We start from the raw sequence: 12,152 nt of genomic DNA on the forward strand, positions 1-12,152 counted from the left end.
ATCTTCCTTCGAACGGACATGGGCTGCATTGCGAAAAACACTCAATGAAGGCTCTTCGGTAGCATTCCCCTCCTAGGTCACGAACGACCGCTGCTGGACAAAAACCTATTGCCAATACCTATGCGGCACAAACGCTCGTTTTTGGAACAGGTGCAAACTACCTAATTGGAGGCTGCCAAAAACCCCATTCCAAACCCAAGACCTTGTTGAAGGTTTTTGACCGTCTCCTGACAGACGACATTCGCTGCGAAGCAGAAATCTTGCAAAATGGGCTCGAACCGGCCTTTAGCTGGTAAAATTACCAAGGTCCGCTTAGGCCGGCCCGCTATGCGGGACCTTGCTGCCGTTCACCTCCGCGGTTCTAATGTCGGCTTTTGAGGCCTAAGGAGAACAAGCACGGACGAATTCGCTAGCATCATGCCACACGGCGTCTTGACTTTCAGTCCGTTGCGCTTCCGCCAATAGCATGACTGCGGAGCCGAGCACCGATAGTGAAATGGGCAAACCGATTTTTCCGACGGCGAGAATTTTTACCTTTAACATGCTGCCCACTTTGCAGGAACGATCAGGCAGAAATTTGGGGAGTTTCCGTTGCGTGCAACTGACGACCATTAGGTCAAATCGCAGTTGCCGCATAGGCTTCGATTGTTTGCCTGCCTCAGAGCCATCCAATAAACGCTCTTTCCTCGCGAGCCTGCATGCATATTTGCATCTGACAAAAACTTCACCCGAAATTCGAGTAGTTTTTGGGGCCAGGAACGCGATGGTTCCACCGCCTTAGCTCTCGTCGAGGTATCGCTGAAGGGGGTGTCGCCCGAGGTTGTGGAGATCAGAGAGGGTTGACTTTGCTAAAGTCTGGGGAATCAGACCTGTTCCAATATACTTCAGAAATTTTTATTGCGGGGTAGGGGTAGTATACTCGTAGAAACCTTCAACCAGCTCTTTCAGAGCGACCCAACTAGTCTTGTGCGTGATATATCTCCGACGACAAATGTAGCTATTATCCGGAGCATCGAACCAGATGTGTAGCTTGCTGCAGGCGCTGAGCGATAGTTTCTCCATCCATAGGATCGCCTCCCTGCGCTTCTGAGAAGGTGATCCCGTTTGAGGATAAGAAGGCCTTTGCGAGATCACCACGGACTGCAAAGTTGATGTTCTGAGCGATGTCGCCGGTAAGATCAGCGACCTCAACAGTATCGAGCTTGGATACGACAACCCCCACCACGTTGCCGAACCGATCAACTGCGGGCCCACCACTATTGCCTGGCTGGACTGGAGCCGAAATCTGAAAGTTGATCTCGTCACCCCTCAAACCCTTTAGAGCGGAAATTGAGCCCCGCCCAATGTTCAGGCCTCCGAGCAGCCCGTGCAGTGGATACCTAGCGATGGTGATATCTGCATTCAGACCAGCGCTTCTCGAAGAGAACTGAAGTGGTTCACCCAGCAAGGCGCCTGGAACGGAAATCGCAGCAAGGTCGAACATATTGCTGGAAGCAAGCAGGTTGGCCTTTTGACCATTCACCTCGATCAGTGAGCAGTCCTCTACGACATGGGCATTCGTCAATAGGACCCCGTCAGCGTTGACTAGAAACCCAGTGCCGGTTCCACCTGCGGCAGGAGGCTCTTTGTCGGCCGCTGGTGGCACCTTTCGCGGCTCAACGGACACTCCAACTGTATCACCAGAACCGCGACCTTCGGTTTCGGCCGAATTGATCTCATCAAGAAGGAGCATCGCATTGCGCATCAGCACACCCTCCTCAGAGGGGAACAGAGGGGTCGTCCCGTCTGTGGAAATGCTCGAAATCATGAGCCCTAATTCGGGCTCTGTGTGCGGTGTCCCTGTGATGAACACAGAAGACCAGCCGCCATTGATGTACTCACTCCTGATGTAGGACGACCCCTTGTCGTTCTTAGATGAGGTTACCCACCGCTCCCTATCACGAACCTTATAGACCTCATCTTGGTAGGAGGCATTTCGCTCTACAAAGGCATGTTGCTCCCCGACAAAATCTGCGGTGTGCCGGCCAGCCATGATATACAGCTCTTTTTGCCGGTGCTCCCAAGCCGAAGTTGTCCCGGAACGATCTTTCAAGGACATCAGCTTGGTCGGCATTGCGATACTCATGCCAAGATTGGGTAGCGGAACCGGGCGCCATCCGCCATCATCGACATCCACAACGAAGGTCATGGCCAAGAAAGCCGCGTCAGCGTTCAACGGCTCCATGTTATCGTGTTCCGCTCGCGCGTAGGCCTTCAACGACCTCTGACTTCCGCGCCCCCACACGCCATCCAAAAGCCCTGCATAATACCCAGTGTAGGCCAAGCCAGCTTGCAGGAACCTTTTTTCAGCCCTTGTGAGCGGCCTCGCATCGAAGGGCGACCACAAGTTTGTTGGTGAGCTAGTAGGCTGCGCCGCGGCATGCCTCCACTCTACTTTTCGAATGTAGTTTCCCCCTGAAGAGCAGTAGGCATCAGAAGGCAGATTTCCCATACGAATGCTCCGCTCAATGATCGAGCGGGATTCTGATTTCGATACCAACCCGAGGGTAATGGCGTACCATCCATTCTGGCTGAAGTAGACATGAGCCTCATCCTCATAACCACTTTCATAGATCCACTGCCGGGCTTCCGAGAGTGTCGATCTAGAGGCCGCGATAACGGCGCATTTTCCTTTGCCAAAGCTGACCTGAGCCTCCGCGGGCGTGGAAGTTAGGCCTGATAGGGCGGTCGATAGGAGTACATAAGAAAATCGACGGGACATGAGAGAAGACTACCGTTTTCCAGTATTCGATCAAGCCTAGGTTCAATCAGAAGTTACTTAGTTCAAAGCTTGCGCGCCAAGGTAATCCCGCCGCGGTTATTGGGGGCTAGAAGCGGAATCTGGGCAACCTCTATCAGTTTTTTGGCCGTCGAAAATGCGCGACATGAAGGGCGAATTCCGATTTTGCCCGGCGGGAGCGAACAGGAACTGGTGGGCTGCGTGCTATATCAACGCGTTTGAGCTGACACGGGTTCTGGTGCTCGTGATGGCGGGCACCGATCTTGATAGAAGCATAGAGGGGCCGCTACCCATGGCTGCTATTTAGTTGCAAAACCGTTTCTACCGTAGTCCCTTCTGGCTGAGACCTAAAGAACCAATGCATCCATATACATACAATCTCCCGAAGCGCGATCATGCAACATCAGGCCCTTTCCCACACATGAGATCTTTGTGTTGGAAAGGTTGTGACTGTGGGCGTGAGTATACGGCTCGGCTCAGGGGCCGGCTTGGAATTCCAAGTATTTCCGTATTTCTAAGAATTTCGGAAGCCCAGCCTCGATCATTGCGTCCACGGGACGCTGACCCTGCGTTGTCGGGCCGTTATTGGGAAGCGAAATCCAACAATCTAATATCGGCTTGCTGAAACAAATTTCAAGGGAGCGATAGATGCCCAACAAAGCACTGGTCCGTAAGACCTGTCCTTCAGTTAGATCCATTCTGTAGTTTCCGTCGACCACTTGACGCCATTGTTCCTCTGTCATTGACAACAAGCCTGCGCATTCAGCGGGCTCAAGCTTCCAAAGTGCAAAGAGGCGCGGCATGGCTTTTAAAACGATATCTTGCATAGTTCTCTGCTCATCCATTGTTGGCTCCTCAACCCGTGAAATGGGACTGATACCTCGCCGCTGGGCCCAAGCTTCTTAAAGGCGCTTCCCAGCAGAATAGATCGTCATACCAACAACTCGAACTTTAACTCGTAAGACACACTGAGCTACCCCCCGAACATCGGACACTGACGTAAGCTGCGATTTGTAGTTTGCTGATCTTCAACACGAAGGAGATCAGGAATGTCGAAACGGAAGCAACATCACCCAGAATTCAAAGCCAAGGTGGCGTTGGAAGCGCTGAAAGGCGAAGAGACTGTCAGCGAGCTGGCCAGTCGGTTTGGAGTTCACCCGACGATGATCCATCAATGGAAACGTGCATTGCTTGAGGGCGCATCTGGTGTGTTCGAGCGAGGTAGCCGGAAGGCACCGGAAGTCGATGAAGAGCAGGTCAAAGGCCTGCATGCCAAGATTGGGGAGTTGGCCGTCGCCAACGATTTTTTGGCCAGAAAGCTCAAACCCTGGACCGGCAAGTGAGGTGCAAGATGATTGAGCCGAACATTCCGGGTCTGTCCGTCGGCAAGCAATGTTCCCTGCTGTCGATCTCGCGGTCGTCATTTTACTATGAACCCAAGGGTGAGAGCGAGATGAACCTCGATCTGATGCGCGTCATCGATAAGCAGTTCTTGGAAACCCCGTTTTACGGTGTGCGCCAAATGACGTGGCACCTGCGCAATGAACAGCATCTGGTGAACGAAAAGCGCATCCGACGCCTTATGCGGTTGATGGGTCTCATGCCGATCTACCAGAAACCCAACACGAGCAAGGCGGCGAAGGGTCACAAGATTTACCCCTACCTGCTGCGGGGGCTACGCGTGGATCGGCCAAATCAAGTTTGGTGCGCCGACATCACATATCTACCGATGCGGCGCGGCTTCCTTTATCTGGTGGCCATCATGGATTGGCACACGCGCAAGGTTCTGGCGTGGCGCATCTCGAACACGTTGGAGGCTGGCTTCTGCGTTGATGCGCTGAATGAGGCGATCCACAAGTTCGGCCCGCCAGACATAATGAACACGGACCAGGGCAGCCAGTTCACGTCTTTCGCTTGGACGAACAGGTTGCGGAGCGCAAACGTGCGCATCTCAATGGACGGCAAGGGCCGCTTCCTCCCCTCTCGGGACATCGCTGCGCGATACCCTGCCGGGCAAGGGATCAATATCTTTGTCGAACGGCTGTGGCGGTCACTGAAGTATGAATGCGTCTACCTGCATGCCTGGGAAACCGGGTCAGAGGCCCGAGATGGCGTCAGAAAATGGATCGAGTTCTACAACCACAAGCGCCCGCATTCTGCCCTTGGCGGCAAACCACCTGCTGTGGTCTATTGGCAGAGAATTGAAACAACCAACCACGATCAGCAAGTGCAAAGAGTAGCTTAAACTACGCCAGATCCTGTCCAACAAATGGGGAGTAGCTCAGCCCTCGGGGTAACCGCCGAAACCGTCCAGTTGCTTCTGAACTGCTCGGACGGTGATCAAGGCGCGCTAGAGCTTAGCGGTCAAGTTCGGCACATGGGAATTATGCGCGACCTTGTCGACCAGGACAGCGTAACACGGTTCAAGAAGCGATATCTCAAGCTATCTTTGATTGATGGGTTCTGGGCGGGCGACCCAGATCGTCTTCGTACCAAATTAGCTCGAATGGATATCCTGCCGGTGTGGGAGCCAACAATGGTAAAAGCAGAGTTCTACCGGCTTTCCGACCTTTAGACCAAAGAAGTTTTTGCGACTGAGCCGTCCTTTGGGGCGGCTTTTTTTTGGTCAAAACCTAAAATGCTATGGCATGAAATCCTTCATTACCCGCGCCCGGGCGCAAACGCCGCTACCAGAGTGGTGTAGCTTCACAACAGGGCGCTATACTTGACTATTTTAATAGGATTAATATCTTTACTTACTAAAATACTCAGATTAAGCGGTGACCCATTCAAATAGCCAGCCGTTGGAAGCGCGGTCAGCAAGAAAAAATCTTCTCCGCGAGGGACTTATGCGCCGTACCAACGACACCCAAAACTGCACAGACAAAATTCACAGACATTCCACGCTGGTGGTCGGGGGCTTCGGAGCCTCCTTGGCCATGGCCTGCATGGCCACACCCGGCGCCGCGCAGGACAGTGATCTGATCATCCTGCCAACAGTCGAGGTCGAGACGACCGAAGAACCAACCCCCCAGCCGGCGGTAAAGCCTGCGCCGCGCGCCGCCCAGCCAGCGCCACGCCGAGCGGCCCAGCCGCGGGCGGCTGAACCCACGGCCTGCACAGCTGCATTGGCGGGCACCCCCGTCTGCGCCGCCGAGGAAGCCGCGGAACGCCAAGCGCAGGAACTGTCCGATGCGCAGGCCCGCGCTGCCGCAAAAGCGGCGGCAGGTGGCAGTTCTTACGTTGATCAAGACGCCCCATTCAAAGCCAACACGCTTGCCAACAGTCGGATGCCCGGCCCGCTGAAAGACAATCCGCGCACGGTGACAGCGATCACCCAAGAGGTCTTGGAAACCACCGGCACAACCAGCGTGCGCGAGTTGGCGCGGTCGACACCGGGCATTTCGCTTGGCTTCGGCGAGGGCGGGAACTCCTTTGGAGACAACATCTATATCCGCGGGTTCAAAGCCAATAACGACACCTATACCGATGGCATCCGCAGCCCCGGCACCGGTGTCGCCGAGACGTTCAACACCGAGCAGGTCGAAGTCACCAAAGGCCCGGCTGGCACAGTTGGCGGACGCGGCACAACCGGCGGCGCGATCGATGTGATCTCCAAAAGCCCGCAGAACGTCGATTTTACTAAGACAGTAACAACTGTGACCGACGCGGCGACCGTGCGTCAGACCATCGACACCAACAAGGTCATCAACGACCGCCTGCAACTGCGCTTTAATGGCATGTTGCAAGACGGCGAAGTGGCCGGGCGCGATAAGATCACCGATGACCGCCAAGGCGCGGCGCTGGCACTGAAATTCGCGGCGACCGATGCGCTGACCTTGGAAGGCAACCTGAGCTACACCAAGATTGAGCAGACGCCGGACTGGGGGGTGCCTTACGTCAATAACGAAGAGTTGGGGCTGATCGGTCCTGTTACCGAATACGGCATCGACCGCGATACCTTCTACGGGGTGCCCGGGCGCGACTTCCAGACTGCCGAAGAAACGGTGGCCACGGCCAAGGCAACCTATGCCTTTGACAATGGCATAGCGCTTACCAACACATTCCGCGCAGCACGCTCGACCAACGACTATGTTTTGACAGCGCCAAGCAGCCTGATCGACAATGGTTCCACCAATCCCGAGGACTGGGACGTCGGGCTCAGCTTCAAGAGCTGGGATCAGCAGACCGATGTGCTTGCCAATGTGCTGGAACTCAGCGGGGCGGCCCAATTCGCCGGAGCATCGCATTCCTATGTGTTGGGCCTTGCCACCTCGCGGGAAGAAATCGAGAAGTTGAGCTACTCGAACCTCTCCAGCGAGGATTATGAGCCACCGGCTGGCCAACGCGGCTGCACCGTCAGCGCCGTCAATCCCGATCCCATCGGGGAAGGCTGCTGGAGCGGCGAAGAACCCGTATTGGGAACGGACCTTACGGAAACGACGGTCAAGACCACCTCCCTCTATGCGCTGGATACCGTGACCCTGTCGAACCGCCTAAAGGTCAACGGCGGGCTGCGGGTGGATATGTATGACATCTCGCGTAGTGGCGGCACCGGCGAAGAAGCCTATGAGCTGTCGCGCGATGATGTCATGCTGAACTGGAACTTGGGGGCGACCTATGCCTTCACCGACCGTCTGAACATCTATGCAGCGGCGGCTACTTCGACCAACCCGGCGGGGCAGGAACTGGAAGCGGGCGGCGGTTTTTACGGCGGGCTGGATGATAACGGGTCAGGGCTTGCACCCGAAGAGAACACCTCGCTTGAAATCGGTGCGAAATACAGCTTCACGCCGAACCTTCTGTTCACTGCGGCGCTCTATCAAACCACCAAAGACCAAGCGCGTGAGGATATCGGGCCACGCGGTGCGATCGTCACCTCCGACACGCTGAAGTACCGCATGCGGGGTCTTGAACTCGGCGTTGCGGGCAAGGTGACCGAACGGCTGAGCCTTTTCGGCGGCGCCAACTTCATGGACAGCGAAGTCTTGCGCAGTGCCGACAGCGACAACATCGGCCTCTCGGTGGCGAACGTTGCGCATGAGCAGCTGAATCTTCTCGCCACCTATCAGGTGACCGACAAGCTGATGCTGGGCGGGCGTGTGAACTATCAAGGTGCGATTGATCTGGGCAGTGTGGCCGCCAATGGCCGGTCCATTCCCGACGCATTTACCTTTGACTTGCTGGGTGAATACGAATTCGCCGACAACACTATGTTGAAGATGGCAGTCACCAATGTCGCGGATGAAACGGTCTATGACGCTGCCTACCGTTCGGGCACGCCATTCACCTATGTCGCGCCGGGCCGTGAAGTTTCCTTCTCTTTGGAAATGAAGTTCTAAACCGCAGCCATCAAGGCGGGCAGCCCTCTTGGGGTTGCCCGCTGACAGCAAGAGGTATGATATGCTGATCACGATCCCTTCGATCCTGAGCAAAGACGACGTCAAACAGATCCGCGCGCATCTTGATGCAGCTGATTGGGAGGACGGAGCCAAGACCGCAGGCGCGCAATCTCGGGAGGTCAAACGCAATCAACAATTGCCGCCAACCTCGGACACGGCACAGACATTGGGCAAGTTCATCTTGCAAAAGCTAACCAGTGATCCGCTGTTTCTGTCTGCCGCGCTGCCCGCAAAAATCCTGCCGCCGATGTTCAACAAATACGCGCAGGCCGAAACCTTTGGGGCGCATATCGACAATGCCATTCGGGTGAACCCGCTGACCCAGGAACGGCTACGCACCGATCTGTCGATGACGCTATTTCTCAGCGAGCCAGAAGACTACGACGGCGGCGAATTGGTGATCGAGGATCACTATGGCCGCCAGACCGTGAAACTGCCTGCGGGGGATATGATCCTCTATCCGGCCACCAGCCTGCATGAGGTCACCCCCGTGACCCGAGGGGTGCGTGTGTCGTCGTTTTTCTGGCTGCAAAGCATGATCCGCTCTGACGCGAACCGCCGCATCCTGTTCGATCTGGATCAATCCATTCAGGCGCTCAGCGACAGCATCGGGGCCAACGATCCCGAAACGGTGCGACTGACCGGCATCTATCACAACCTTATTCGCACATGGGCCGAGACTTAAACGATGAAGTTTTCTCTGGTTTTTCCCGCTGCTGCGCTTTGTATCGCCGCAGCCCCCGCCGCCGCTTTCGATCTTGAGACGGTGACCACGCTGCTTGAGCAGGCCGAGCATGACGAGATGTCGCCCCTTGGCATGTTCATGGCGGCCGATTGGGTTGTCAAAGGCGTCATGCTGTCGCTGCTCTTTGCCTCAGCTCTGGTCTGGGTGATTTTTGTTGCACGGGTGATGATCCTGCGATGGGAACGCGGCGTGCTGCGCCGCCGGTATCGCGATTTGGACAAGGCAGGCTCGCTGGTTGCGGCGCGTGCGCGTTTCGCCAAACGCAAAGGCGTCATGGGGCAGATGGTGCGTGCAGCCGAACGAGAGCGCGCAGCCTCGGGCGCCAGTGCCGGGATGAAGTCCGGGATCAAAGCCGGGATCAAGGAACGCGCGGGGTCGGAAATCGCGCGGATTGAGGCCGGGGCCGCCCGGCGCATGGGGCTGGGGGCAGGGGTCTTGGCCAATGTCGGCTCGGTTGCACCCTTTGTTGGGCTGTTCGGCACCGTTTGGGGGATCATGAACAGCTTCATCTCGATCTCAGAAAGCAACACCACCAATCTGGCCATCGTCGCGCCGGGCATTGCCGAGGCGTTGTTAGCCACGGCCATCGGCCTTGTCGCGGCGATCCCTGCGGTGATTTTCTACAACATCCTCGCGCGGGGCTTGGGGGGCTATAAGGTGATGCTGGCCGATGCGGGCGCGCTGGTCGAGCGGACCTTGTCGCGCGATCTGGACCTTGCCGATGACGAGATGGCAGGGGCACGACCCGCCTACCATCTGGGGTCCGTTTCAGCCCCGGCGGCGGAGTAGGCGGCGTGGGTGCGCGGCTACGCGGTGACGACGATGGCGATCTCAGCGAAAACAGCGAGATCAACGTCACCCCCTTTATCGATGTCATGTTGGTTCTGCTGATCATCTTCATGATCGCGGCCCCGCTGTCGACGGTCGACATCCCGGTGGAACTGCCCGTAGCGGTCGCCGAAGCCCCGGAGCGCCCCGCCGAGCCGGTTTTCATCACCATCACTGAAGACCTCGCCCTTTCAGTGGGCGAGACGGCCACGACGCACGACAGGCTTTATATCGACGTCGGCATCGCCACCTTGCAAAAACGCGACACGCGGATCTTCATCCGCGCGGATAAATCCGTGCCCTATGGTGAGTTCATGCGGGTGATGAACATCCTGCGCGCAGACGGGTTTCTGAAAGTCGGGCTGGTCGGACTGGATGAAAATGTAGAAGAGGCAGCCATGCCTGAGCCGGAGGCGGCGCAGTGAGCCTGACCTACGCCTCGCGCAGCGTCAGGCCCGTTTTCTGGGGCGTCGCGATCGCCCTAAGCGGTGCGCTGCATGCAGGGCTTCCCGTCTTGCTGCTTGATCAGCCCCCCGCCGCAGAACCCGCCGAGCCCAAGACAGAGGGGATTACCGGCGCGGTGATGTTCGATCTGTCGGATATCATCGCGGCCCCCTCGGCCTTGCAAGAAGACAGCGTGGCGCAAATCGAGGCCCAGGATGCGCCGACGGTAACCGAAAGCCCTGAAGTTTTGGAGGCCGCTAAGGCCGCCGAACAGCCAATTCTAAGTCAGATACCCTATGACGTTGAGGACGAGAGCCTGAAATTCGGCGTGGCCGCCCCCGAGCCCGAAGCCGAGACGGAGGAGGTGGCCGAAGAGATCGCCGCCGAGCAGGACCCCGAGCAAATCGACGCGGAAAGCCAGATCGGCGCCGAGGCGCGGCAGGCCTCTGAGCAGTCTGTCGCCGGGGTTGAGGCAGACACCGAAGCGGAAACCGCCAAGGCTGAAAGTGAAGGGCTGACCGCCGAACAGACGGAAGAGATCCGCGACTGGCAGAAAAACATCGTGTTGTTGATCAGCGGTGGCAAAACCTATCCGGCCAAGGCGCGCAACGACCGGATCGAAGGCGAGGTGCAGGTGCGTTTCACGCTGGACCGCTACGGCGCGCTGATCGCGGCTGAGGTGGCGCAATCCTCGGGTTCAGAAATCCTCGACATGGCTGCCGTGCAGACGGTCAAGACGCTGGAAAAGATGCCCACGCCGCCCAACTATCTGAAAGGCGACGAATTCACACTGATCATCCCGCTGCGTTATAGTTTCAGGTGAACCATATCGCGCTCTATGTCTTGCACCGTTGCGCAGCCGCTTAGCAACATAGCGATTTCCAACTCGTCGCGCAGCAAGCGCAACACATGGCTGACGCCCAGATCGCCAGCCACCGCCAATCCGCAGGCGATGGGCCGCCCGATCAAAACGGCCTTTGCCCCGAGGGCCAGCGCGATCAGGATATCGACCCCGCGCCGGATGCCTCCGTCCATCAACACAGGGTAATCCGGTCCGACCTTGGCAACTATGGCGGGCAGGGCGCTTAGCGTTGAGGGCGCGCGGTCCAGCACCCGGCCACCATGGTTTGACACGATAACGCCCGCCGCGCCGATCCTCTGCGCCTGCGCTGCATCTTCGGGATGCAGGACGCCTTTCAGCAGCAGCGGAGCCTCTAACGTCTCGATCAGCCAAGCGATATCAGCCCATGTGGGCAGGGTCTCGGCGATGTGGTCAAAGATGATCGACTGCGCGTCTTCACGCGGCGTGAAGGCAGGCGGCGTGAACCGCGCGAGATTGACCGCGCTGACATCGGGCGGCAGCTGAAACTGGGCCTCGATTTCGCGGTCCCGCACCCCTTGGACGGGCGCATCAATGGTCAGGATCAATCTGGTGAAACCCGCGTCCAGTGCCATCTGCGCAAGCGCTTGCGTGGCCTCTCTGCTCCCCAACCAGTGCAGCTGAAACCAGTCACTGCCGGGGCCGCTGCTGCGCACCCTGTCGAGCGGTTCGCTGCTCTGCGCGCTCAGCACCATCTTGATCGACTGGGCCTCGGCCGCGCGGGCGGTTGCGCTCTCGCCTGCGTCATGCAGCAGTCGGTGATAGGCAAAGGGCGCAATCAGAAAGGGCGCAACAAGCTTTTGTCCCAGCAGCGACACCTCTGTCGACCCGCCCCGCAGATCGCGCAACATCCGTGGCGTGACCTCAGCCTGCTGAAAAGCGGTTTCATTGGCTGAAGCAGTCTGCCCATCCCCGGCACCGGCCAAGAAATACGCGCGGTTGCGTTGGCTCATCCCTGCGCGTGCACGGCTGTAATAATCGTTCAATGTGCGGGGCAATTGGTCTGGATCAGGCGCTGTAAAACTCAATGTTCCGGCTCCATGCAACGCCCGACCCTGTAAGCCGCCAAAGCCT

The 12,152-nt window shown here is 57.5% G+C and carries 9 protein-coding genes; 6 read left to right on the top strand and 3 right to left on the bottom strand.

Features of this window, described 5'->3' with window-relative positions; all coding sequences use genetic code 11:
• Window positions 1-1,000: 1,000 nt before the first annotated feature.
• Window positions 1,001-2,224: a S1 family peptidase gene (locus B5M07_RS08345; RefSeq protein ID WP_162931834.1), complete on the bottom strand. Its 1,224-nt coding sequence runs from the start codon at window positions 2,222-2,224 to the stop codon at window positions 1,001-1,003.
• A 1,031-nt stretch (window positions 2,225-3,255) separates the two neighbouring features.
• Window positions 3,256-3,624, bottom strand: a complete 369-nt coding sequence (locus tag B5M07_RS08350) for a DUF2384 domain-containing protein (RefSeq protein ID WP_120350962.1) — start codon at window positions 3,622-3,624, stop codon at window positions 3,256-3,258.
• Between the two features lie 204 nt (window positions 3,625-3,828).
• Between B5M07_RS08350 and B5M07_RS08355 the strand changes: the two genes are divergently transcribed.
• The 6 genes from B5M07_RS08355 (at window position 3,829) to B5M07_RS08385 (ending at window position 11,021) form a co-directional block, all read left to right on the top strand.
• A protein-coding gene (locus B5M07_RS08355; RefSeq protein WP_441351389.1) for an IS3 family transposase occupies window positions 3,829-5,024 on the top strand; the annotation gives its coding sequence in 2 pieces (ribosomal slippage) (window positions 3,829-4,081 and window positions 4,081-5,024; 1,197 coding nt in all).
• Between the two features lie 604 nt (window positions 5,025-5,628).
• A complete protein-coding gene (locus B5M07_RS08365) occupies window positions 5,629-8,121 on the top strand; it encodes a TonB-dependent receptor (RefSeq protein WP_254693909.1) in 2,493 nt (830 codons plus the stop codon).
• Window positions 8,122-8,182: 61 nt separating this feature from the next.
• Window positions 8,183-8,866 carry a Fe2+-dependent dioxygenase gene (locus B5M07_RS08370; RefSeq protein ID WP_120350964.1) on the top strand — a complete coding sequence of 228 codons (684 nt, stop codon included), beginning with the start codon at window positions 8,183-8,185 and terminating at the stop codon, window positions 8,864-8,866.
• A gap of 3 nt (window positions 8,867-8,869) precedes the next feature.
• A complete protein-coding gene (exbB, locus tag B5M07_RS08375) occupies window positions 8,870-9,715 on the top strand; it encodes a tonB-system energizer ExbB (RefSeq protein ID WP_120350965.1) in 846 nt (281 codons plus the stop codon).
• Window positions 9,716-9,720: 5 nt separating this feature from the next.
• Window positions 9,721-10,179, top strand: a complete 459-nt coding sequence (exbD, locus tag B5M07_RS08380) for a TonB system transport protein ExbD (RefSeq protein ID WP_120350966.1) — start codon at window positions 9,721-9,723, stop codon at window positions 10,177-10,179.
• Window positions 10,176-11,021, top strand: a complete 846-nt coding sequence (locus B5M07_RS08385; RefSeq protein ID WP_120350967.1) for an energy transducer TonB — start codon at window positions 10,176-10,178, stop codon at window positions 11,019-11,021. The genes exbD and B5M07_RS08385 overlap by 4 nt, the downstream gene beginning before the upstream one ends.
• Here the strand turns inward: B5M07_RS08385 and B5M07_RS08390 are convergent.
• Window positions 11,006-12,106, bottom strand: coding sequence for an alpha-hydroxy acid oxidase (locus tag B5M07_RS08390; protein ID WP_254693910.1), 1,101 nt, complete (start codon window positions 12,104-12,106; stop codon window positions 11,006-11,008). The genes B5M07_RS08385 and B5M07_RS08390 overlap by 16 nt on opposite strands.
• Window positions 12,107-12,152: the final 46 nt, after the last annotated feature.

Origin of the sequence: Sulfitobacter sp. D7 (assembly GCF_003611275.1) — a bacterium.
GTDB lineage: Bacteria > Pseudomonadota > Alphaproteobacteria > Rhodobacterales > Rhodobacteraceae > Sulfitobacter > Sulfitobacter profundi.